Here is a 22,211-nt window from a genome sequence, read left to right as displayed (position 1 = left end):
CGGTTAACCCTGATAGGTGCGCTCCGCCAGCGCAATCTCGGATGCCAGATTGCGCACCGCCATGATCAGAAAGCGACTGAGGTCGGAGTCTTCGGCATAGTTGGCGGACAACAGATTGGTCACACGGCCATCACGTACGAACTGATAGGCGCTGCCCCATTTTTCTTCATGGTTGGGGTCGTACACCGCGATCGGAACGCCGCGATGCTGGCGCAGCAGTGAAAAGCAGGGAATATCGGTGTAGCCGTCGCCGACGAAGATCATGCGGTTCAGGGGTACGCGCAGCTGTGCGTCGCTGAGTTTCCGGTTGACCTCAAACGGCTTGCCACGGTGGCTGGGGCCGATCAGGCCTTTCTGGATGTGAAACAGGTAGCGAGTCTTGTCGGTAAAGCTGACGACCCGTTTCGGGAATGCAGCGACGCCATCGTGACCGTAGTGGAATTCCGAAGCCCAGATTTCGCTGAACGCGGCGGCGATCCGGGTATTGCGCACGATGTCGCCAATGCCGCTGGAGATCACGTAGTACTCGACATGTGCGCGCGGGTTCGCGTCGTGTGCTGCAGTCGAAAGCCGCTCGAACAGGGTCTCGACGCCAGGATGCAACGGAGCCTGGCGTCCCCAATCGGCGAGCCGCTCCGCTGTCAGGGGTGGAATCCTTCCACTGTTCGACGCCTGGATCATCTGATACAGATAAGCCGGTACAGGATCCCAGTCATGATCGTTGGTCAGCGGCGCGACTTCGTTTTTCCAGAATCCAGCGAGATCCTCCAGGCCGCTGTGGCGAAGAAATCCGCTGGTGGTGTCCGGAGCAAGGGTATCGTCGAAATCGAAAACGACGGCAAGGGTTTCGTGCATGGGTGGGCGTTACGGGCTTGAATCTGGATAGCCCGTGGCGTCGATGCAAAGCAGACGCCTCGGGTACTATGTCGGAGTTCACGATAGCACTGACCACGAGCTGATGCCGCCATGCCTGCTGCTGCCAACCGTTTGATCTGGATTGACCTTGAAATGACCGGCCTGGTACCGGAGCGTCATCGCATCATCGAGATTGCGACGATCGTGACGGATGAACAGCTCAACGTGATGGCCGAGGGCCCGGTGTTCGCCATTCATCAAGCCGAGCACGAACTGGCGGCAATGGATGAATGGAATACACGCCAGCACGGACAGTCTGGTCTGGCTGACCGGGTCCGCCAAAGTGCCGTCACTGAGGCGGACGCGGAACGCGCGACGATCGAATTTCTGGCGGAATGGGTCGTGGCGGGGACCTCACCGATGTGCGGCAATTCGATCTGTCAGGACCGTCGCTTTCTGGCGCGCTGGATGCCCGGATTGGAGCGCTTTTTCCATTACCGCAATCTGGACGTCAGCACGCTGAAGGAACTGTGTGCGCGCTGGTCGCCTGAGACTGCCAAGGGCTTTCAAAAGCAGTCATCGCATCTGGCGCTGGACGATATCCGGGATTCGATCGCCGAACTGCGCTACTACCGCGAGCATTTCATCCGGCTAGGCTAGGCTAGCGCGAGCAGCGGCAGTCGGGCCGTCCGCGGTTCCGCAAAACCGTGTGTCTGCGTGTGTTATCAGGGGTCAGTGCGGCGCCAGCGTCACGATCACGCGCGCCCCGCCGAGCAGCGCCGAGCGTTCCAGCAGCAGCCGTCCACCATAGGCCTGCACGACCTCGACAACCGATGCCAGGCCCAGTCCTTGCCCCGGTTGCCGCGTATCCGCGCGGGCACCGCGTTGCAATAGAGATTCTGCATTTTCGGGAAAGCCGTCGCCATCGTCCTCGACGACGATTGCGAAGTGGCTGGCGTCCTCGATGACATCAACGCGAACGTGATGTCGACCGTACTTGGCAGCATTGTCGAGCAGATTGCCGAGCAGCTCATACAGATCGGCTTGGTCTGCGCGAATGCGCACCGCGGGTCCGACACGATTGTCGAAAACGACGGCTTTGTCAGCATAAACCTTGGTCAGCGCTGCGGTCAGCTTCTCCGCCAACGGGCGCACCGGAACGGGCTCGGTCAGGGAGCGACGTCCGGCAGCAGCAGCCCGGCGCAGTTGATGGTCGACGATGTGTCGCATCCGATCGACCTGCTCCTGAATCAGGCGATTCTGCTCTGACTGCGTTTCGATTCCACGCAGTACCGCAAGCGGTGTTTTCAATGAATGCGCCAGATCGCCCAAGGCATTGCGGTAGCGCGTGAGCTGATTGCGCTCGCTGATGATCATTGTGTTGAGGTCACGGGCCAGTGGCTGCAATTCGTCCGGGTATCGTCCGGCAATCTGCTGCTGGCGTCCGGACTCGACGGCCTGTAATTCACGTCCGAGACGTCGCAACGGCGCAAGGCCCCAGCCCGTCAGGAACAACAGGATCGCAGTGAGTCCCACCAGCAAGGTGCCGAGCCAGCCCCACAGTTTGCGGCGGAATACGCCGACCTGGCGATCGTAGGCGACGGCATCTTCAAGTACCACAACGGTATATCGACGGGGATCGTCGGACGCATCGATCCAGCGCATTCCGAATGCTAGCGAGAACGCGTTGGGCTCGAGCAGACGCTCGAACTGCCACTCACCAACCGCCGGTGCCGAAGGCTGGGTCAGACTGAGAAAATCCGTCGAACTCCAAACGATGACGCCGTCTTCGTTGAACAGCGCTGCCTCCAGTCCAGACAGCGGTTGGCGCAGGCGCGGGTCGGGGACCGCATCGATGGAGATCAGCAACTCACCGTCGGCGCCAGGCGATGCAGCACCCAGCAATGAATAGATCAGTGTCTGCATCTTGTCCTGCTGTGCCTGTTGCAGGCCGCTCTGGAATGCGCGCTCGAGGGTCAGTCCGGACAAGGTGCCGAAAGCGGTCAGCACCAGCGCTGCCGAAAGCAGCATGCGCGCGCGCATCGAGTTGAACGTGATCCTGCCGACGCCGGCAAGGACTGCGGACTGGGTCCGCCGCAGGATCTGGAGTGTATTCAGGCGTCCGCCACTCAGTCGCGCGGCAGATCCCAGCGATAGCCGGCGCCGCGGATCGTCGTGATCGGATTGTATTGATTGTTGGCGTCGAGCTTGGATCGCAGTCGCCGGATGAAGACCTCGATGACGTTGCTGTCGCGTTCCTCATCCTCGGTATACAGATGTTCGGTCAGTTCCAGCTTGGATACGACCTTGCCGGCCTGATTCAGCAGGTATTCGAGCACCCGATATTCGTAGCTGGTCAGTTCAACCGGCTTGCCGTCACAGACGACGGTTTTGGCGCCGCTGTCGATGACATAAGGCCCGGAGGTCAGGAGTGCTGAAGTCCAGCCCCCAGCCCGGCGCAGCAGAGCGCGTACGCGTGCCAGCAGCTCTTCGCGGTGGAACGGTTTGACCAGATAGTCGTCGGCTCCTGCTTCAAGTCCCTCGACCTTGGATTCCCAGCCGTCGCGCGCGGTCAGAATCAGAATCGGGTAGCGGCGTCCCGCTTTGCGAACCCTGCGGATGATGTCGATGCCGGGTGTGCCGGGCAGACCCAGATCCACCACCGCGACATCGGCTGGGTATTCCTCGGCCATGTAGGCGCCCTGGTCCCCGTCGGCGGCGCTGTCTACCGCAAAGCCGTCTTCGGTCAGGAACCGGATTACCTGTTCCCGCAAATCGATGTCGTCTTCAATGACCAGAGCACGCATGGGGTTCTAGATTCCTTGAGTTTCGGTGAGTTGCGCAGGTTGTGGACGTATTTCAGGGCTCAACGACGTACATGCGTACTTCGCCATCTTTGAGAACCTTGACACGATAACCGCCGCCCTGCGGCTGCACCGACAGAACACGGCCGCCATGTTGCCGCTGCACCTGACGCGCGGCTTCAGCCGGGGAAATCTGCGGTGATGCAGGTCGCATGAAATCCTCGCGCAGGTCAATCTTGGCGGGAGCCTTGCCCGGCAGCAACTTGCGTCCGCCATCGCCGGCCGTGGCCAAGCCTGCGGCTGCCATCAACAGGCAACCGCAGGCCAAGCGAAGAAGCGGCGAAGTCGTGCGCATGGAACTACTTTAGTAGCCGACCGGCTGAACGTCCACGCTCACTGCGATCCGATTGCCCGGATCATAGGGCATCTGCGTGTGATAGAGACGCCCGTTGAACTTGTAGGTCACGTCATAGCCGTCGACACGCTGATCGACGTAGCTGGACTGCCGGGCATCGCAGCGCTGCTGATACCCGGTTCGGGAATAACCCGAGTTGCTGCGTCGATTGCCTTCCTGGTGTCCGATGCCGGCACCCAGCAGCACGCCGGCAACGGTTGCTGCATCGCGGCCTTTGCCTTTGCCGAACTGGTGTCCAACAACGCCACCGGCAATAGCACCAATCAGGGCGCCGGCAGTGTCCGGTGCAATCGCGTAATTGCCGCGATCGTCGTATGCCGTGTGGCCATAGGCGCCACGATCATCCCAGCACTCCTGGCGCGGATTGTTGACCCGAACCGAGCGGTAGATCGGTGTTGCACTGACCACTTTGGCGTATTCGTAGTTGCCGCGTTCGCCGCGGTCACGGTAACCATTGTAGTCATCGTCATATCGCGAATCTGCAAATGCGGTCGAGGTTGCCAGCATCGCCGTCGTCACCATGACCGTGGTCAGCAGTTTGTTCATCTTCAGTCTCCGTCTCGGGCCCGCGTGACTCGCGTCCTTGGGTAGCAGAGTAGGGTGGTGAGCTGAATTGCGACTGAACTCTGAGTGATGGCGCCGAACGGTCCTCTGCGATGGATCAGCGGTCCCGTTCGAGCGAAGTCTCTACTGGTCACTTCTGCGACGTTGTCGCAAACCGCTTGAGCCCAGACGGGGTGAAGTATCCGGGATCCGCCTCCCAGTCGTACTCGATCAACTTCCGTTCTTCATTGGTCATGTTGATGATGACGTAGCGCCGCGATTGCAGGTCGTAGTGCACCTGCACGCCGTTGACTACGACGGGCACGTTGGCAAAAGCAATTGAGTGCGATTCGGCGGTGCGCCAGAACTGGTCGCGCTCGTCGTATATGTCTTGCACGTGCACGATCCACGAGTCCTCGTCGAGATAGAACGTGCGTCTCTTGTAGCGATGTGCGAAGCCGGGTCGGACTTCGGCCTCGATGATCCATACACGATGCAGTTCGTAGCGCGCGAGATCCTGGTTGATGTGACCCTTGGTAACGATGTCCTTGTACTTGATGGTGGGGTCATACAGCTTGTAGCTGTTGTACGGAATGATCATGTCTTTCTTGCCAACCAGCTTGATCGTGTAACGGTCGAGCGGTCCATTGAACATGTCCAGTTGGTCGTGCGTCATCAGTCCGTCGAACAACGGATTGTCGTATCCAACCTCGCCGATGCGTCGCGCCCGACCGATGCTGTTGCTGTACACCCAGACTCCGGTCTGATCCTTGATGCGGTCGATCGGAACATGCAGCAGATGTGCTTCGCCAGCCTTGTTCGGGGGGGATACGGTCTTCGTGAAGGCGTACAGGTTCATGCCGCGCAGCGAATCAACTGTCGACTTGATGTTGTTGTAGGCGTAGGACAATTCCACATAGTCACGTTCGACGACGTAGGCGCCGTCTGCCGCAGTAGCGGCCGAATCGAGAAAGCCGCGATAACCCTTCGTGTTGTAGCGCATGATGTGGTTCCACATCACTTCAGTGCCGCTCTTCGGAATCGGGAACGGGTAACCTTTTGCGGCACAGCAGAAGCCGAAACCGTCGCCCGTCAATGACACTGCGGTCGCGTTGCGCTGTGTTGCCTCGTAGAACCACTGCGGGTATGACGCTGAACGGCGGCTGGGATAGACCGGCATCCGGTAGTCGGGAAATGTTTTGAACAGTGCCTTGTAGCCTTCGCTGAGGTGCGCCTCGTGCTGTGCCAGATTTGCGGCAGTGATGGCATAGAGCGGCTTGTCCGTGGCGTGGGGATTGTCGCCTCGGGGCGTTTTGCGTTGCGGCAGTCCGCCGGTCCACTCTGGAATCGTGCCGTCGGCGTTGCCGGCGCGCTCGGCGCCGATTGGTGTCAGCTCCTTTCCGAGCCTGGCGGCCTCGGCATCGGTCACGCGTGCGTTCGCATTGGCTGACGCCAACATCAGCAGTGCGAGAGTCAATGAGCGCGCGACGTGACTCTTGCTGCCAACAATGATGTTCTGCGTCAGATTGTTCATTGAAACTGGTCTCCCGGCAGGGCCGGTTTTTCCTTGGAGCCAGTCTTGATTATGCAGATCGCGTGCTCGTTGTGCCGGGACTGCGCACGACGAGCCACGCCAGTGCCGGCAGCAGCAGGATCGCTCCGATCAAATTGGTACTGAACATGAACAACAGCAGCAAGCCCATGTCCGCCTGAAACTGCAGGCTCGAGAACAGCCACGTGAAGACGCTCAGCAGCAGCGATGCGGAGGTGAAAATGACCGCTTTACCGGTATGACGCAGTGCCTCGAAGTAGGCGTGGCGTAGCGTATCTCGCTGTGCCAGCTGCGATGCCAGAACGCTCCACAGGTAGATGCTGTAGTCGACACCGATGCCGACGCCGAAGGCCGCGACTGGCAGGGTGGCGGGCTTCATGCCGATGCCCAGGCTTGCCATCAGTCCGTAGGTCAGCAGCGAACACAGCACCAGTGGTGTCAGTATGCAGAACACGGCGCACAGCGTTCGGAACGACAGCCACGCAAACAGCGCCAGTGTCATGTGGACCCAAATGATCACCAGCAGTTCGCGATCACGGATTTCCGCGTTGGTGGCGGCCATGACGCCGACATTGCCGGAGGCTAGCTTGAAGTCGACTCTTGCTGCGGCATTGTCGCGTTGAAACCGCTCGACAACGTCGACCACGCGTTGGATCGTTTCGGCACGGTGATCGCGAAGAAAGATCAGCACGGGCATCACACTGCAGTCCGGATTGTTCAATCCCATCGACGTTGGTACCGGCGCCACCAGTTCGGCCATTGCACCTTGGTTGCGGGGCAGCACGCGCCACTTCGGCGAGCCGTCAAACCAGGCAACGCGAACCTGACGCGCGAGTTGAGGCAGGGACAGCACTGATTGCACACCCTGCGTGTTTTGCAGGTGCCAGGCGAAGCGGTCGATCAACGTCATGTTGGCCGGATCGATGCAGCCATACTCGCCGGATACTGCGAGGACCTTGAGCAGGTCAACGCCAACTGCGAAATTTTCACTGATCGTGCGGGAGTCACGGTTGTAGCGGCTGTCTGCGCGCAGTTCCGGAACGCCGACCTGCTGGTCTCCAATCGTCAGCCGGGGGTACATGTACAGCGCCCATGCCAAGGCTGTGACTGCCACAGCGATGACGCCCAGTGCAGGGCCGCGTGTGGCAAAGGCCGATAGCGTGTGCCACCAGCGGTCAGTGAGTTCGATGCGCCGGTGCGCGCGGCGCCGGAATCCTGCAACGTCCGGCAGGTGTACCCATGACAAGACGATGGGTAGCATGACCTTGTTGGTGATGATGACTGCGGCCATTCCCATGACTGCGTTCAGGGCCATTTCCCGCACGATATCGATCTGGATGAACATCAGTGTTGCGAATCCCAACACGTCGGTAACGATGGCCACCGTGCCGGGAATGAACAGGCGCCGAAACGTTTCCAGAGAAGCGTCGAGTGCATTGCGGCCGTTTTCTGCAACTTCGTGCGACCAGGAATTGATGTATTGGACGCCATGCGAAACCCCGATCGACAGGATCAGGAATGGCACCAGGATGGCGAATGGATCGAGCCCGAAGCCGGTCAGCTTGAGCAGGCCCAGCTCCCAGATTACGGCGCTGATCGCGGCGCCCAGAGGGAGCAAGGCGAGTCGCAGTGAGCCGCAGAACAGCCACAGCAGCAGTAGGGTCGACAGCAACGCGATTGCAAAGAAACCGATGACCTCCAAGCTCGCATCGGTGACGTCGCCCACGACTTTGGCAAATCCGATGACGTGAATCGATAGCCCGTAACCTTCGAAGCGTGTACGGATCGATTCGAGTGCCTGGGCAACCTTGTGATAGTCGAGTTTCTGGCCGGTGCTCGGGTCATGTTCCAGCAGCTCAGCTACCACCAGGGCACCGTGCTGGTCGAGCGAAACCAGGCGACCGATGATGTCGGCCTTCGCGACGTTGCTGCGAATCAGCGCCAGCATCTCCGACGTCGGCTGGTAGTCCCGGGGGACGACGTCGCCGGAGGCGAAGCCCCCTTCCACGATCTCGATGTAGCGCACGCCTGGGGTGAACAGCGAGGTTACTCGTGATCGATCAACGCCGGGTAGAAAAAACACTTCGTCGGTGACTTTGCGGAGTGTTTCCAGAAAGCGTTCGTTGTAGATTTCGCCGCGGTGATCGATCACTGCTATTGATATCAGATTGGCGCCACCGAACGCCTGTTCGTACTGCTTGAATACCTGCATGTACGGGTGTGCCAGCGGAATCTGCTTTTCAAATCCGGCGTCCGGTTGCAGGCGCAAGGCCATCGACAGCATCCACGCGGTCAGGGCGATCAGCAGGCCAAACGTCAGACGGCGTCGGGCATACACCAGCGGGATGACTTGATGAAGCACGCGATCTGCCAGTGAGCCCACGTCTTCTCCAGGGTTTCTAGCGCAACGTCCTGGCGGACGTTAGCGGCATCGAGTTTCCGGTTCTGACACTCCGACCAGGGTCAGCGGCGAGATCGATCTCAGGTCTGAACGGCTTGCTGCCGGAATGGTGCTGTGCGGATGGCGCATGCCGGTGCCGCGCTCCGAGCCACGGATTCAAAGTCGATCGGTCAGTTTGACGACGTCGCCTGACCGCGCATATGCCCGGAACAGCGTTCGGGCAAGGACCGCGAGGATGCCGCGGACCTCATCCGGGCCTTGGTGGCGCATGGGCAGTACACAGGCTTCGACCAGAGAGATGATCGCCCGGGCCATGTCGTCCAGATCGCCGCCGAAATCGAGCTGCCTCGCCTCCACGCCTCGATGCAGTACGTCACGAAGCGTCGCAATCGATGAGGTTTCGAAGTCACGTTGCGCACGGGTCAATGCCGAATTTTCCTGGCGTGATGGCACCAGCCAGTACCCAGCGACACCATTCTCGACCCGAGGGTCTTTCAGCAATTGCTGTAGGCCGGCAAACAGGTCGACCACTGCTGCGGCGGGGTCCGACTGCCCTCGCATGGGCTCGAAGATGTAGTCATTGAAAATGGTATGCAGCCGCTTTAGGCAGTCGAGGTAAAGTTCCTCTTTTCCATCGAAATGCCAATACAGCGCGCCTTTTGACAGCTTGGCCGCCTTGGCGATATCCCCGATCGAAACGCCGTCGTAGCCGTATCGGCCGAACAATTCGAATGCGGTATTTTCGATCGCTTGAAGGGTGTCGAACTGTTCGTGGGCAGGTTTACGCGCCATTTCGGGGGTAGTTCAGGACTGTAGTCGTGTGTCAGAGCGAAAGTTTGACCGATCGGCCCTAGATTTGTCTCGTAAGGCGGCGCTGCTGCGACCGCATGCCGGTTTCATTGCCTCGTTCGTCGCGGCCTGATTGCGCTCGCGCCACGGCCGTTTAGGCTGGGTCCGGAGAATGTGCCGAAGCGGGTGACGGAGCGTGGGTGACGCGCGAGAAGGGCACGCAGGATCGATGGATATTCCATGAGCAATCTGGCGCGATGGACCGAGATTTTCCGGGAGATGGGTCTGCACGGGGATCCGATCGTGCATGCGGAGCTGCGTCGTCGGCACAGTGAACCGTCGCGGGTATTTCACACTCTGCATCGGGTCGCTGAATGCCTGGATCTATTCGAGCAGGTCAGGGATTTGTGCGATCAACCGGCTGAGGTGGAGCTGGCCATCTGGTTTCACGATGCGCTCTACGATGTGCGCCGTGCGGATAACGAGTTGCGCAGCGCTGACTGGGCGCGGACAGTACTGCAGGTCGCCGGCGCTTCAGACACGGTGATCGATGCGGTTTGTGGTTTGATTATCGCCACCGCCGCCCAGGCTGAGCCGGTTACTGAGGATGAGGCGCTGATGATCGACATCGACCTGTCGATTCTGGGTGCGCGCCCGGCGCGTTATGCCGAGTACGAGAGGCAGCTGCGCCGGGAATCCCGGCATGTTCCACAGCAGCTGTACCAATCGGTGCGCAAGAAAGCGTTGCGAGACTACCTTGCCCGACCGCGGATCTACTTCACCGACTGGTTCAAGTTGCGCTACGAGACCCAGGCGCGCGCCAATCTCCAGCGTTCGCTGCGCCAGCTGTCGGGAGGCGGTCTGTTGCAGGGTGCAATGTAGCGCTGTGAGCGCTCTTAGCTTTCAAGCTTGCGCAGTTCGCGGCGCAATTCGAACTCGCTGCTGGTCACGCAATCTTCCATATTGCGCAGGCGTTGCTCCAACCGCGCGAAACGGCTGCTGAGTTCGGTGTTGCTTGCGGTGTGCGGCGATGGCGGGGTGCTTGGGCCGCCGCTGGGAGTGTACGGGCGCGACCTGCCGGCGTCGTCGAGTTCGGCTTCGTCCATCAGGTACCACAGCGCCAGATAGATCACGCCCACCGGAAAGAAACCGCTGACGACAAAGCTGGCGATCAGCAGGACCCGGATCAGCTTGACGTTCCAGCCGAAAAACTCGCCAAGCCCGACGCAGACACCGGCGATCCAGCCTTGCTTGGGATAGCGGCGAAGCCGCGAGAACAACCCGCCTGAGCGGACGCGATCACGAATGTTCATGATATTTCTTTCTCCATCCGGGCGATTCGGTGTCGAGAATCTGCTCCAGGGCGTCAATCCGGCGTTCCATGCGTTCGGCCACGGCCGTCAGCTGCGCGTTGCCGGAGGATTGTGTCTGGTTTTCGTGCCGCCAGCGTCGTCGCCGGTCTGCGAAATACATCGCCATCCCAGGCAAAATCACGAAGATGGAAAGGATCGCAACCAGTGGAATCACTTCATCCACGAAAATGTCCCCTCGCTACTTTGGTCGTAGGTCGATTCAGGAATTGGCCGAGTCGTCCGCAGCTGGGGCCGCCGGCTTGGCGAATTTGGCACGCAATTTTGCCAGTTCTTCCTCGACCTTGTCGTCGGCTTCAAGTTGGGCAAATTCATCCGCGATGGAACGGGTGCCCAGATCATAAGCCTCGACTTCGGCTTCCATGCGGTCGATCTTGCCTTCGTACTGTTCCATGCGCAGCATGGCTTCGCTCATTTTGCTGTCGTTGATCTGCGATTTCACGCGCAGACGCGAACTGACTGACTGCTGTCGCAGGACGATGGTCTTCTGCCGCTGACGGGCATCGGCGAGCTTGGCCTTGAGCTTGGAAGTGTCGTCATCGAGCTTGGCAATTTCCGAGTCGATGTGGACCATTTCCTGTTCGACCGAGCTCAGGTGATCGATGACCCGCTGGCGTGCGCCGAGAGCGCCTCTTGCGAGATCTTCGCGATTCTTGCTCATGGCCAGTTCAGCCTTGGCCTGCCAGTCGGCGGCTTCGGCGCCGAGGTGTGCAATCGTGCGCTGCAGCTCCTTCTTGCGGGCCAGTGTGCGCACGGAGGTCGAGCGGACTTCGACCAGGGTGTCTTCCATCTCCTGGATGATCAGGCGAACCATTTTTTCCGGATCCTCGGCCTTGTCGAGCATGGCGTGGATATTGGAATTGATGACGTCGCTCAGTCGGGAAAAAATGCCCATGATTACAGTCCTCAGTCAGTCTCGAAGTTTATGTTTGGCTACATCGATGTCCGCGTATCGGTCCCGGCCAGTCGGACTGGCGCGGACTCTCCGGACTGCTCGGGATTCGGCATCAGCGGCGATACCGTCTCAATCAGGCGCTGCTGCAGTTCCTCGCGAATCTGCATTAGCGCGGCGTTGCCCTGTGCGGCAATGACCTGACCGACGCCCGTCGCAACCCGTTGCGTCAGGCTCTCATCGGCCTGCGCCGAGACGCTGACACCCAGTAGCGCGACGGCGGCGAGTGCGGTCTTCAGAATGTTACGGTGCGGGTGGTTCATGATCGGGCTCCTCATTCAGCCTTTGGTTGTGCCTAGGGATACGCCAGCAGCGTGCCAAACCGCGATGAATTTATAAGACATTGAAAAATAAAGACAATCGTTAAGTCCGGAGTGTGTGGGGCGATGAGTTCTGCAACGAGCTGACCGCATGATGGCGAAATAAGCCAACTGTAGGCAGAATCGGCCAATGGACACTAATGCCGCACCGGACTCAATCCTCGGGCAATCCGACAATTTCCTTGCCGCACTGGAACGAGTCTCCCGTGTTGCGCCGCTGAACAAACCCATACTGATCATCGGCGAGCGCGGGTCTGGAAAGGAGCTGATTGCGGCACGACTGCATTACTTGTCCGAGCGCTGGTCGCGCCCCTACGTCAAGTTCAACTGTGCCGCGCTAAACGAGGAGTTGCTTGAGTCCGAACTGTTTGGCCACGTTGCCGGTGCTTTCACCGGTGCAGCGCGCGCACGGGTTGGACGTTTCGAGCTGGCCAACGGCGGCACCATTTTTCTTGACGAACTGGCGTCAATGTCCCAGCGATTGCAGGAAAAGCTGCTGCGGGTTATCGAATATGGTGAATTCGAGCGTGTAGGTTCGTCCGAGACGCTGAGGGTCGACGTGCGACTGGTCGGAGCTGCCAATGTTGACCTGCCGTCACTGGCCCGAGCCGGAAAGTTTCGAGAGGATCTGCTCGACCGTCTGTCCTTTGACGTGATTACCGTGCCGCCACTGCGCGAGCGCCGGGATGACATCCTCCTGTTGGCGCAGAAATTCGCCGAGAGCATGGCGACCGAAATGGGGCGCGAGTATTTCGCAGGGTTTTCACCGGCAGCCGAGCGCGCGTTGCTGAGCTACGACTGGCCAGGCAATGTGCGTGAGCTGCGTAATGTTGCCGAGCGGGCGGTTTATCGGCTTGATTCGGCCCGGCAGGTGGTGGACCGGATCGAGTTCGATCCTTTTGCATCGCCCTATCGGCCTCACGCGGTACAAGCGAGGGTCGCGAGTGAGCCGGTAGCGGGCGAGGCGAGCTCCCGTGCGGAGACCACGGTGGAGGTGGCGAAAGTGCCGCAGCTGCCACTGGATTTTCACCAGAGTGTCGCGGACTACGAGACCGGGTTGCTGCAGCAGGCACTAGAAGATGGACGCTTCAATCAGAAACGTGCAGCGGAATTGTTGTCATTGACCTACCACCAATTTCGCGGCCTGCTGCGCAAGTACAAGCTACTCGCACCTGAGCGCTGATTGATGCAACGCGTGAACCCCGCCGTCCGGGCATGCAAAGTGTTCGGCGTAAAAAAACGCCCGCTCGGGTGGGCGGGCAAAGCGGAGTCGAGGAGGGATCCTCGGTCAGGGCAATGTGACCGATGCTCCGCGCCTCTCTATACGTGGAAACGCGGCGCTTGGATGCTCGGACAGTAGCTTCCTGTTGGAGGCAATGGATCAATAAAAAACCCCGCATTTCTGCGGGGTTGGTTTACTTCTAGGGACAACGAATTGGTGGGGTGGCGTCACCTGAATAGGCGAAGCAATTCATTGTTTATATGAATTATTTTGTGTTCGGATTTCCGGCAATACCCCCAAAGATACCCCCACAGCTTTGTGCCGCAGTCCTGGTGAGCGTTCGTTTCGAACAGTCTTTGTAAAAGCGTCTCAGAGACGCGGCTGCCACGCGGCCGATAGCACCTCGGCCTGCTGCAGCACAGTTTGCACGGCGGCATCCTGCAAATCCGGCGGATAGCCGTACTTGCGCAGGATGCGTTTGACCAGCACACGCAGGCGTGCTCGTGCGGATTCGCGGTGTGCCCAGTCGACCGCGACGTTCTCTCGCAGGCTCACCAGCAGTTCATGCGCAATGACGCGCAGCTTGTCGTCACCCATCACTTCAACAGCGGATTCGTTCTCCGCCAACGCGTCATAGAAGGCAATTTCCTCGTCGGTCAGCCCCTGTTCCTCGCCACGGCTACGTGCCGCGCGGATGTCCCGCGCCAGCGTGATCAGCTCCTGCAGCACTTCGGCGGTGGTGATCGCGTTGGCGTGGTAGCGCGAGATGGCGTCTTCCAGGCGTTCGCTGAACGCCCGGCTTTCGACGACATTGGTTCGCGTGCGCGAGCGGATGCTGTCGTTGAGCAGTTTGCGCAGCGCTTCCAGCCCCAGGTTCTTCTGCTCCATCTGCTGCACTTCGAGCAGAAACTCGTCGGAGAGAATCGAGATGTCCGGCGTCTGGATGCCGGCAGCGGCGAGGATATCGACAATTTCTGTCGAAACTACCGCGCGGCTGACGATCTGCTGGATCGCCAGATCGCGATCCTGACGGCTTGCGCCGGCGCCCGCAGCCGATTTGACCAGCGCGGCGCGGATCGCTTGAAAGAAACCCACTTCCTCGCGGATGCCGCGCGCTTCGTCGCTGCTGGCCGCCAGGGCGAAGGCCTTGGACAAAGCCAGAACGCCGTTGGCGAAACGCCGCTGCGCCTGCTTCTTGGCCTCAGGCGTCTTTTCAGCTGCCGCCCACTGCTGCTGCTTGTCGAGTATCCACTCGATCGCCGCCGCCATCATCGCCAGGCGTTGGCCGGGCGTTCCGCTCAGGCCGGGGAGGTACTCGAAGCCGTGGAACATGTCACGGACGACTTCATATTTTTCCAGCAGCACCGCAACGGCCTCGGCCTCGTCGATGCCGGTCTTGTCTTGGTCGGGCTTGGAGTACTGCGCCAGCGCGGACTTGAGGTTCTGTGCGATGCCGATGTAGTCCACGATCAATCCAGCCGGCTTGTCGCGGAACACGCGATTGACGCGCGCGATGGCCTGCATCAGGCCGTGTCCGCGCATCGGCTTGTCGATGTACATCGTGTGCATGCTCGGCGCGTCGAAGCCGGTCAGCCACATGTCGCGCACGATCACCAGCCGGAGTGGATCCTTTGGATCGCGCGCCCGTTTCGCCAGCAGGTCGCGCCGGGCCCGTTGCCCGGACGAGCCGCCGATGTGCTGCTGCCACGCCGGCGGGTCCGAAGCCGCGCCGGTCATCACGATCTTGATGCTGCCGGCCTTGTCGTCCTCACTGTGCCAATCCGGGCGCAACTGAATGATCTGATCGTACAGCGCCACGCAGATGCGTCGGCTCATGCAGACGACCATGGCCTTGCCGTCCAGCGCCGCCACCCGGTCCTCGAAGTGCTGCACCAGGTCCTTCGCCACCAATGCGAGGCGCTTGTCGCTGCCTACCAGGGCCTCCACCGTCGACCACTTCTGCTTGGCGCGCTCTGCGCTGGGCTCGTCCTCGTCTTCCAGCAACGCCTCGATCTCGGCATCGATGCGCGGCTTCTCGTCCTCGTCCAGTTCGATGCGGGCGAGCCGGGACTCGTAATAGATCGGCACCGTCGCGCCGTCTTCCACGGCGCGGCTGATGTCGTAGATATCGATGTAGTGGCCGAACACCGCCGGCGTATTCACGTCGGTCGCTTCGATCGGCGTGCCGGTAAAGCCGATGAAGGACGCACCGGGCAGTGCGTCGCGCAGATACTTGGCGAAACCGTAGGCGATCTCGCCGGTCTTGCCGGCAAGCTTGGCCTTGAAGCCGTACTGGCTGCGGTGGGCCTCGTCGGCGATGACCACCACATTGGAACGGTCGGTCAGCATCGGAAAACCGGTTTCGCCCGCTGCCGGGGAAAACTTCTGCAAGGTCGTGAAGATCACGCCGCCGGAGGCGCGGTTGAGCAGCTTGCGCAGATGTTCGCGATCCTCCGCCTGCACCGGCGTCTGCCGGATCAGGTCCTTGCACATCGCAAAGGTGGCGAACAGCTGGTCGTCCAGATCATTGCGGTCCGTCAGTACCACCAGGGTCGGGTTGGCCATGCGCGGGTCGAACACCAGCAGGCCTGCGTAGAACGCCATCAGCAGACTCTTGCCCGAGCCCTGCGTATGCCAGATCACCCCGGCCTTGTGATCGCCCGGCGGCTGGTCCCTGACGCTGGGCAGCCCGTACACCGCTGGGTCTTCCGCGATCGCCGTTTGCTGGGCCGTCCGACTCGCGCGCAGCGTCGAGATCACCGCCTTTTTGACCGCGTGGAACTGGTGATAGCCGGCGATGATCTTGATCAGGCCGCCGGGGCTCTCGCCGAACACCGTGAAATGACGCAGCAGATCCAGGAAACGGCCGTGTTCGAACACGCCCTCGATCAAAGTCGCCAGCTCCGGAGTGCCCTTGGCTTCGATTGAACGGCCGTCGGTCGTACGCCACGGCATGAAGCGCTCGTGATCCGCGGACAGCGAACCGACCCGAGCCGACAGGCCGTCGGACGTCACCAGCAGCGCATTGCTGCGGAACAGGGCAGGGATCTGCTGTTTGTACGTCTGCAGCTGATTGAAGGCCCCGTTCAGTGTGGCGTTTTCGCCGCCGGGGGCCTTCAGTTCGATCACCGCCAGCGGCAGGCCGTTGACGAAGATCACCACGTCCGGCCGGCGCTTGACCTGGCCCGCAACCACTACGAACTGCTGCACCGCCAGCCAGTCATTGTTGGATGGCGTGTCGAAGTCGATCAGCCGGGCCTTGCCGGCCGTGAGCACGCCGTCGTCCGCGTAGTACTCCACATCCGCGCCTTCGATCAGCAGCCGATGCAGACGGCGGTTTTCCTCCAGCAAATTCGGCAGCTCGGCCTGCGTCAGGCGACGGATCGCATCGGCCTGCGCCTCGGCGGGCAGATGCGGATTCAGCCCGGCAACGGCCTGGGCGAGCCGGTTGCCCAGCACCACTTCGTCATGGGCGGTGCGCTCCGGTTGTGCGCTGTCCGGGCCGATCAGCTCGTCCGAGACGCAGGCGTAGCGCAGGCCGGCCAGTTGTTCCAGCAATGCCGCTTCCAGCTGCGCCTCGGACAGAAAAGCCATCAGGCAGGCTCCCTATTGCTCCGTTGCTGATTCGCCAAGGTTCGCGCCAGCAGGCTCGGCGCCTGCTCGAATTCGATACCGCGTCCTGTGAGCTGGCGCTGGTTTAGCGCGTAGCCATTCATCAAGTGCTGTCGCATGAGCCCGGTGGCCCAGATCCGGAACTGCGTGGCGCGGGCCGAGCTCACGCCATATCCGACGGAAATATTGGCGTCGAGGTTGCCGTGCTTGAGCTGTCTTTTGACTCGTTGGTGACCTTCTTGCCGAACTACCGAGAAATCCTCGGCAGTTGACGGCTCATCCAACTCCTTCCGCTTTAGCAACGTGACGGAGGCGGTGTCGCGTGCGCCTCTCGGGAAACGCTTAAATAAGCAAGTTACTGTTTTTATATAACTTTTTTTGTTCAACTGCGTTCTCGCACAAGTATCGCTTAAATGAAGATCAAGCCCAGAAGGGCAGGTAGCGGGCGTACTTACGTGATTTTCCGACGCTCTCGTCAGACTTGATCATCCCGGCCTCTATTGCAGCTGCGATGATTTGCGACGCGATGGCAGCCTTGTCCTCTGCCAGGTGAAAACGCTCACGAAGCGACTGGTTGGTCATTTTTTCGGACATTACCCACCTCAGCGCACAGTGCTGGTAGCAAGCGCGAACCCGGTCGTTGCGGTCCATGTCCTCGAAGGGCTTCGGCCCGTAGAGGATAACCACAGTGCGGCGGTGCGCGGCACGGAAGTCCGGCGCCGGCAACTGATAGAGTTCTGCCGCTTGGATCACGCGGTCGATGCCACTGCTCTTCTCTTCGCAGATGCCAAGGCGCCGCATCAGGTCGGCGAGCCGTTCGTTACGTGACTGATAGCCGTCAATGAAGCGATCCACTGGCACGATTGGCTCCCCCGGATTCGAAAACTCCACCCGGTTCGTGTAGATCTCAATCATGACCGACGCCCCTCCTACGGCGAAGTCCTGATGGACCAGAGCATTGGCCGCCAGCTCTCGAATCACGACCTCGGGAACCAGCTTTACTGCCTTTCTCAAGGCATCCTCGATCACTTCGTTTTGCGGCAGCTGATTCATTACGAAGTGCACCAAGCCCTGGAAGCCGACGGCATAGCCCTTGACCCCGTTCTGGTCGAGCCGGGTTTCCAGCTTGGACGTGCCGGCGTATACCACCACCCGCGGTGCCTTGCGCGCTATATCGGGAAAGTCCTCCAGTCGTCTCGCCAACAGCAGCGCACCCAGCCGACGTATGGCATAGCTGCCGTTCTGTTCATCCACGAGCCGTTCGCGAAGCAGGCGGTCGATGACCCCAGCACGATCGGTTGGGTACGGCAGCTTGAGCAGTTCGAAAAAAGTCTGGACATCCAGCAACTCGACCACCTGCTGCGCGTCCAAATCCGCCAGCGAATATTCTTCGAGCCAGTCCGGTTCGCCTTCGGCAAAGATGCGACGCAACTGATCTTCACTCATCGGCACCAAGGCTTCGCCTGCGCGCATCAGGTACTTGCCTTCCAAGTGGTAGGTGGTGCCTCGTGGTCGAGAAGGAATGTGAAACACCAGCACGCGTCCATCCGGGTGCAACACTTCCTCGATGTCGACGCGAAAGCCAACCGCCTGAAACAAGTCTTGCGCGGCCTTGACGGTATCCTGGAATGCCTGTGAGCCAACAACCGGACGCGGAGGCTTGTCTGCCACTCCGAGCAGTAGCGTGCCGCCCCCTTCATTGGCCAGCGCTACGCAGTACTGCCTCAGCTTGTTGTTGTCGAACTGATTCTTGGCCTCTTTGAATTCCAGCCGCTGGTTTTCCGAGGGAGCCCGGCGCCAGAGGTCGATCTGATCCGGCGTGGTCATGTTGCCAGTACCTCCCGCGCCTGCTCGAATTCGACACCGCGCTCCTGCAGCCGGCGCTGGTTCAGCGTGTAGCCGTCCACCAGATGCTGGCGCAGCACGCCGGTTGCCCAGATGCGGAACTGGGTGGCGCGGGTGGAGCTGACGCGATAGCCAACGGAAATAATGGCGTCGAGGTTGTAGTGCTTGAGCCGGCGGCGGACTTGGCGGGCGGCTTCCTGGCGAACTACCGAGAAATCCTCGGTAGTTGATGACTCGTCCAGCTCATTGTCTTTAAGAATATTTTTCAGGTGGAGACCGACGTTATCCGCTGATATGTCGAACAGCTCAGCCATCTGCGATTGGCTCAGCCAGACCGTCTCTCCCTCCAGTCGGACCTCCACTTGGCGGTCGCTGGACTCGAAGATCACGAGGTCCGTCACGATGCAGTCTCCTCCACCTCGTCGTCGGCTTCGTCAGAACCCATACCGCGCGTGGCGTTCAACGCTTCAACGTAGGCCTCACGGTCAAGCTGGTAAAGCAAGCGGCTGACCTCGATGCCAACCGGTAGGACGTCGCCGCTAGGCAACAGAAATTGTAGGGTGGTTCGCCCGTCATCGTCAGTGTCAACCGCCAGCCCAATTTGGGCATCGATCAATGCATTTTGTTCAGCAAACCGTTCCCAAGGCTCGCGAGAACTGGCTGGATCCAGTTGTGCATCCAGATAGGCCTTGTGCAAGAACGCCACGATGGCATCAGCCGCCAGTACCGCCGAGCGGCGGTGGTGGATCGCCAGTCGCTCCAGATACGGATCCTTGCCGTGACTGGCCGTGCCGGCATGGTTGCGCAGATCATTGAGTGCAGTCGACAGCTTGTGATGGCTGGAGACCAGTTTCTTGAACTTCTCGTCACGGATATCACCGAGCTTCAGGGCGCGCACCGCGGCAGTGAGCCATTCTGAGAGGCTGGGCGTCTCCGCTTTCGGTTTGAGCGGCGCCAGTGGGTTATCAAAGCTCTCGACGATTACCTGACACACGACTTCAACAATCGCTTTGGCGCAGTCGATACAGGCATCGTTGTCCTGTTCCAGCGTTTGCTCCAGCGCCTCCAGGCTCTGCTGCAGCATCGGAGCATCGCGCCAATGTAAGCAGGCTTCCCGGATGCCTGGGCACCAGTCCACATTGATCTCTGTGCTCATCGTCTGACGTGTCCCCAAAATCCTTGCTGGTGGCGTTGCCCCAAACACTGCCTTGCTTTCGGGCAATTCACAGCAGAGTCTCGAAGCCGCGCCGCACGATGTTGGCCATCAGCTTGCGGCGGGCGACCAGAAAGTCCGCATAGTCCATCTGCTCCCAGGCATTCGGCAGGGCGTGCAGTTCATGCATCCGCTGCCACTCCTCTGCGCTGAAGCGGGTCCGGATCTGGGGTACATATTCGGCTGGCGGATCGTCGCTGATGTCGATGTTGTCCGGCCATTCCAGCAGCGCATAGTTCGCCATCTGGTTGATGATCTTCAAATCGCTTTCGCCTTGACGCTCCAGCCAGGCCCGCGGGAACAGGTGATGACGCTCCAGCGCCTTCTTCTTGGTCTTCAGCGCCGGGTCCAGCAGGTCGCTGAGCTTTTTGTGCGAGAACAGCACAGGGGCATGCAGCCGGTTCTGGGCCGCCACGTAGGCGAACAGTTCCGGGTTGCGTGCTGACGAGCTGTTCAAGTTGGCGGGCAGGGTGGTGCTCCAGTAGTCGCCGGTCAGCTCGTTGCTGATCAGGTCATCGAGCACCGTGACGAAGGCCTCGGCACCGGTGATGCCGCGCAGTCGATTGAGATCGCCGTCCATCACCGATTCCGGCGAGCTGGTGTAGCGACCGGTGAGGCTGGCAAAGAAGAACCAGCGCCCGATCACCTTCTGCAACTGATGCTCCGGCACCTTGCACTGCGTCCGGCCGATCAGATACACCGCATAGGCGTACAGCAGCGCATTCTGTGACGAAATCATTTCGCCGCTGCGAAAGCCCGCGCCGACCAGCGCACTGAGAAACTGATGCCAGCAGGTCAGATCCAGTGTCCGGGTCTGCGCCTGCTGCAGAACCGCGAACTGCGCCTCCCGGCGCTCGGCGGAAAACTCGCCGGTGTCCAGATCCTTGCCCCGCAGCACCTGGTAGACACTCTTGAGCCGGCCGCGGAAAAACCCGAGCGCGACCGAAACCCGCAGCAACTGGTCCGGATCGGGTTCGATGAAGTGATTGAACGGGGAGGCCGCACCGCCGGCTGAGGGCGCCTGCCGGGAGTGCCGGCAGAACGTCTCCAGCTCGGCGCGGCCTGTATCCCAGAACACCGACAGCAAGGTCAGCACGAAGTCCGCCTGATTGAGCTTCACGCCCTCGCTGTTGATGCGCACGAAGATGTCTGCCACCTGCTCCTCGTCGACGGTCGAGGCGATCTCCAATGCGGTGAACGGGTATTTCTGCAGGTCGAACAGGCGGTCCAGGTTGTGGCTAATCTGCTCTTCCTCCTCCTCGGTCAGCTCGGTGCGGGCAGAGAGCCCCTTCAGGAAGCCCTTGACCATCTTGAAGCTGGAATTGCCGGACGCCCACAGCTCGGAGATGTTCGGAATCCACTCCGGGTCGCGCTTGATCGCGGCATCCGCGACATCGAAGGCGCCGGTGCGCGGGCAGAACGCAATCTCGATCCGGCGTTCGCGATAGTCGGCGTCGAGCACTGGCTTGCCGCGAAACACCGCATACAAGGACGTCAGCCGTTGCTGTCCGTCCACGATCAGTCGCGACGGCGCTTTGTGCGCCTTCTCGCCGATGCCGATCTGCTTCGCTCCCGGCGCCTGTGCGTTTTCCCACAGCAGGAAGTAGCCGACCGGGAAGCCGCGATACATCGAATCGAACAGATCCCGGACCTTGGCGTTGGACCAGACGAACGGTCGCTGGATGTCGGGCAGGCCGATATCGCCGATATCCAGGTAGTGCAGCAGGTTGGAGAGATCGTAATCCACCCGCTTGAAGCAGGTCTTCATGTCACTCATGGGCTGCGTTCCTCGATGAAGCGTTCGGCGTCCTTCACGCGCAGTTCCCCGGAGATCAGCTTGGGCAGCAGGGCGTCGCGGAGTTTCGCGAGCGATCGAGATTCAAGCTCGTTTTGAATGGATTGCTCGACCAGCGGAGCCATCAATGGGTCCATTTTCTCCATCAGTTCACCAGATGGGCAAATAGTCATCGCCGTTTTGAGATGGCCGCGCTGAATATGCCCCATGGTAGTCGCCTTCGATGCGGCGATGGACTGAAACTCTTCAAGGTGGTGATGAACCCAGTGGCTCACGAACCACATCGGGAAGCGCTCGGAGGTAACCTTGAACAGGTGTTGATTCAGAGCCCCTTCGCCTTCGGTCCAGAACTTCGCCAGTGGGTTCTACCCCGATGACTCGGACACTTTCGAGAAGGCCGTGGACTTCCCCTGCGGCAGTAGGCATCGCCGGCCTATGATTTGAGCATAGGAGGAAGTGCATGAGTACCCAGAGATTTACACCAGAGTTCAAGGAGGAGGCTGTCCGCCAAGTTCTCGAACGC

General features: G+C 60.4%; 20 protein-coding genes and 2 pseudogenes. 3 read left to right on the top strand and 19 right to left on the bottom strand.

Features of this window, described 5'->3' with window-relative positions; all coding sequences use genetic code 11:
* Positions 1-3: 3 nt before the first annotated feature.
* Positions 4-855: an HAD family hydrolase gene (locus E4T66_RS09085; protein ID WP_136848725.1), complete on the bottom strand. Its 852-nt coding sequence runs from the start codon at positions 853-855 to the stop codon at positions 4-6.
* Positions 856-966: 111 nt separating this feature from the next.
* Between E4T66_RS09085 and orn the strand changes: the two genes are divergently transcribed.
* Complete coding sequence (orn, locus tag E4T66_RS09080) at positions 967-1,515, top strand: oligoribonuclease (protein ID WP_136848724.1); 549 nt, start codon at positions 967-969, stop codon at positions 1,513-1,515.
* Between the two features lie 72 nt (positions 1,516-1,587).
* Here orn and E4T66_RS09075 read toward each other — a convergent pair whose 3' ends face one another.
* From E4T66_RS09075 to E4T66_RS09045, 7 genes are all read right to left on the bottom strand, one after another.
* Positions 1,588-2,898, bottom strand: a complete 1,311-nt coding sequence (locus tag E4T66_RS09075) for an ATP-binding protein (protein ID WP_136848723.1) — start codon at positions 2,896-2,898, stop codon at positions 1,588-1,590.
* Between the two features lie 86 nt (positions 2,899-2,984).
* A complete protein-coding gene (locus E4T66_RS09070) occupies positions 2,985-3,662 on the bottom strand; it encodes a response regulator transcription factor (protein ID WP_136848722.1) in 678 nt (225 codons plus the stop codon).
* Positions 3,663-3,714: 52 nt separating this feature from the next.
* Positions 3,715-3,966 (bottom strand): hypothetical protein, encoded by a 252-nt coding sequence (locus E4T66_RS09065; protein ID WP_136848721.1) that lies wholly within the window; start codon positions 3,964-3,966, stop codon positions 3,715-3,717.
* A 57-nt stretch (positions 3,967-4,023) separates the two neighbouring features.
* Positions 4,024-4,620: a glycine zipper 2TM domain-containing protein gene (locus tag E4T66_RS09060; protein WP_136848720.1), complete on the bottom strand. Its 597-nt coding sequence runs from the start codon at positions 4,618-4,620 to the stop codon at positions 4,024-4,026.
* Positions 4,621-4,768: 148 nt separating this feature from the next.
* Positions 4,769-6,151 carry a DUF1329 domain-containing protein gene (locus E4T66_RS09055; protein ID WP_136848719.1) on the bottom strand — a complete coding sequence of 461 codons (1,383 nt, stop codon included), beginning with the start codon at positions 6,149-6,151 and terminating at the stop codon, positions 4,769-4,771.
* A gap of 49 nt (positions 6,152-6,200) precedes the next feature.
* A complete protein-coding gene (locus tag E4T66_RS09050) occupies positions 6,201-8,552 on the bottom strand; it encodes an efflux RND transporter permease subunit (protein ID WP_136848718.1) in 2,352 nt (783 codons plus the stop codon).
* Between the two features lie 174 nt (positions 8,553-8,726).
* Positions 8,727-9,362: a TetR/AcrR family transcriptional regulator gene (locus E4T66_RS09045; protein ID WP_136848717.1), complete on the bottom strand. Its 636-nt coding sequence runs from the start codon at positions 9,360-9,362 to the stop codon at positions 8,727-8,729.
* 237 nt (positions 9,363-9,599) lie between these two features.
* On the opposite strand from E4T66_RS09045, the gene E4T66_RS09040 reads away from it, so the two are divergent.
* Positions 9,600-10,241, top strand: coding sequence for an HD domain-containing protein (locus E4T66_RS09040; RefSeq protein ID WP_136848716.1), 642 nt, complete (start codon positions 9,600-9,602; stop codon positions 10,239-10,241).
* Positions 10,242-10,255: 14 nt separating this feature from the next.
* Here the strand turns inward: E4T66_RS09040 and E4T66_RS09035 are convergent, their stop codons facing one another.
* From E4T66_RS09035 to E4T66_RS09020, 4 genes are read right to left on the bottom strand one after another with little or no spacing between them, the layout of a single operon-like run.
* Positions 10,256-10,672 carry a PspC domain-containing protein gene (locus E4T66_RS09035; protein WP_136848715.1) on the bottom strand — a complete coding sequence of 139 codons (417 nt, stop codon included), beginning with the start codon at positions 10,670-10,672 and terminating at the stop codon, positions 10,256-10,258.
* Positions 10,659-10,895, bottom strand: coding sequence for a hypothetical protein (pspB, locus tag E4T66_RS09030; protein WP_211242843.1), 237 nt, complete (start codon positions 10,893-10,895; stop codon positions 10,659-10,661). The genes E4T66_RS09035 and pspB overlap by 14 nt, the downstream gene beginning before the upstream one ends.
* A gap of 36 nt (positions 10,896-10,931) precedes the next feature.
* Positions 10,932-11,624 carry a phage shock protein PspA gene (gene pspA / locus E4T66_RS09025; protein ID WP_136848714.1) on the bottom strand — a complete coding sequence of 231 codons (693 nt, stop codon included), beginning with the start codon at positions 11,622-11,624 and terminating at the stop codon, positions 10,932-10,934.
* Positions 11,625-11,662: 38 nt separating this feature from the next.
* Positions 11,663-11,944, bottom strand: coding sequence for a hypothetical protein (locus tag E4T66_RS09020; RefSeq protein ID WP_136848713.1), 282 nt, complete (start codon positions 11,942-11,944; stop codon positions 11,663-11,665).
* Between the two features lie 187 nt (positions 11,945-12,131).
* On the opposite strand from E4T66_RS09020, the gene pspF reads away from it, so the two are divergent.
* Positions 12,132-13,184: a phage shock protein operon transcriptional activator gene (gene pspF / locus E4T66_RS09015; protein WP_136848712.1), complete on the top strand. Its 1,053-nt coding sequence runs from the start codon at positions 12,132-12,134 to the stop codon at positions 13,182-13,184.
* 408 nt (positions 13,185-13,592) lie between these two features.
* Here pspF and E4T66_RS09010 read toward each other — a convergent pair whose 3' ends face one another.
* The 7 genes and pseudogenes from E4T66_RS09010 to E4T66_RS08980 form a co-directional block, all read right to left on the bottom strand.
* Positions 13,593-16,817 carry a type I restriction endonuclease subunit R gene (locus E4T66_RS09010; protein ID WP_136848711.1) on the bottom strand — a complete coding sequence of 1,075 codons (3,225 nt, stop codon included), beginning with the start codon at positions 16,815-16,817 and terminating at the stop codon, positions 13,593-13,595.
* Positions 16,818-16,843: 26 nt separating this feature from the next.
* Positions 16,844-17,122 (bottom strand): annotated as a pseudogene (rhuM, locus tag E4T66_RS09005) (RhuM family protein); the annotation flags it as partial.
* 133 nt (positions 17,123-17,255) lie between these two features.
* Positions 17,256-18,662 carry an ATP-binding protein gene (locus E4T66_RS09000; RefSeq protein ID WP_136848709.1) on the bottom strand — a complete coding sequence of 469 codons (1,407 nt, stop codon included), beginning with the start codon at positions 18,660-18,662 and terminating at the stop codon, positions 17,256-17,258.
* Positions 18,663-18,682: 20 nt separating this feature from the next.
* Positions 18,683-19,081: pseudogene (locus E4T66_RS08995) on the bottom strand (virulence RhuM family protein); the annotation flags it as partial.
* Positions 19,078-19,824 (bottom strand): abortive infection family protein, encoded by a 747-nt coding sequence (locus tag E4T66_RS08990; RefSeq protein ID WP_136849072.1) that lies wholly within the window; start codon positions 19,822-19,824, stop codon positions 19,078-19,080. The pseudogene E4T66_RS08995 and the gene E4T66_RS08990, both read right to left, overlap by 4 nt.
* A 79-nt stretch (positions 19,825-19,903) precedes the next feature.
* Positions 19,904-21,670, bottom strand: coding sequence for a GmrSD restriction endonuclease domain-containing protein (locus E4T66_RS08985; RefSeq protein WP_136848708.1), 1,767 nt, complete (start codon positions 21,668-21,670; stop codon positions 19,904-19,906).
* Positions 21,667-21,972, bottom strand: a complete 306-nt coding sequence (locus tag E4T66_RS08980; protein ID WP_211242840.1) for a restriction endonuclease subunit S domain-containing protein — start codon at positions 21,970-21,972, stop codon at positions 21,667-21,669. The genes E4T66_RS08985 and E4T66_RS08980 overlap by 4 nt, the downstream gene beginning before the upstream one ends.
* Positions 21,973-22,211 lie beyond the last annotated feature (239 nt).

It is taken from the genome of Sinimarinibacterium arenosum, assembly GCF_005047655.1.
Lineage (GTDB): Bacteria > Pseudomonadota > Gammaproteobacteria > Nevskiales > Nevskiaceae > Solimonas.
This window is presented reverse-complemented; position numbering and strand designations above follow the sequence as displayed.

Bases quoted from the DNA above. Each gene is read 5' to 3' on its own strand.
- E4T66_RS09085 (WP_136848725.1), bottom strand. From the start codon at position 855: ATGCACGAAACCCTTGCCGTCGTTTTCGATTTCGACGATACCCTTGCT.
- orn (WP_136848724.1), top strand. From the start codon at position 967: ATGCCTGCTGCTGCCAACCGTTTGATCTGGATTGACCTTGAAATGACC.
- E4T66_RS09075 (WP_136848723.1), bottom strand. From the start codon at position 2,898: ATGCGCGCGCGCATGCTGCTTTCGGCAGCGCTGGTGCTGACCGCTTTC.
- E4T66_RS09070 (WP_136848722.1), bottom strand. From the start codon at position 3,662: ATGCGTGCTCTGGTCATTGAAGACGACATCGATTTGCGGGAACAGGTA.
- E4T66_RS09065 (WP_136848721.1), bottom strand. From the start codon at position 3,966: ATGGCAGCCGCAGGCTTGGCCACGGCCGGCGATGGCGGACGCAAGTTG.
- E4T66_RS09060 (WP_136848720.1), bottom strand. From the start codon at position 4,620: ATGAACAAACTGCTGACCACGGTCATGGTGACGACGGCGATGCTGGCA.
- E4T66_RS09055 (WP_136848719.1), bottom strand. From the start codon at position 6,151: ATGAACAATCTGACGCAGAACATCATTGTTGGCAGCAAGAGTCACGTC.
- E4T66_RS09045 (WP_136848717.1), bottom strand. From the start codon at position 9,362: ATGGCGCGTAAACCTGCCCACGAACAGTTCGACACCCTTCAAGCGATC.
- E4T66_RS09040 (WP_136848716.1), top strand. From the start codon at position 9,600: ATGAGCAATCTGGCGCGATGGACCGAGATTTTCCGGGAGATGGGTCTG.
- E4T66_RS09035 (WP_136848715.1), bottom strand. From the start codon at position 10,672: ATGAACATTCGTGATCGCGTCCGCTCAGGCGGGTTGTTCTCGCGGCTT.
- pspA (WP_136848714.1), bottom strand. From the start codon at position 11,624: ATGGGCATTTTTTCCCGACTGAGCGACGTCATCAATTCCAATATCCAC.
- E4T66_RS09020 (WP_136848713.1), bottom strand. From the start codon at position 11,944: ATGAACCACCCGCACCGTAACATTCTGAAGACCGCACTCGCCGCCGTC.
- pspF (WP_136848712.1), top strand. From the start codon at position 12,132: ATGGACACTAATGCCGCACCGGACTCAATCCTCGGGCAATCCGACAAT.
- E4T66_RS09010 (WP_136848711.1), bottom strand. From the start codon at position 16,817: ATGGCTTTTCTGTCCGAGGCGCAGCTGGAAGCGGCATTGCTGGAACAA.
- E4T66_RS09000 (WP_136848709.1), bottom strand. From the start codon at position 18,662: ATGACCACGCCGGATCAGATCGACCTCTGGCGCCGGGCTCCCTCGGAA.
- E4T66_RS08985 (WP_136848708.1), bottom strand. From the start codon at position 21,670: ATGAGTGACATGAAGACCTGCTTCAAGCGGGTGGATTACGATCTCTCC.
- E4T66_RS08980 (WP_211242840.1), bottom strand. From the start codon at position 21,972: ATGTGGTTCGTGAGCCACTGGGTTCATCACCACCTTGAAGAGTTTCAG.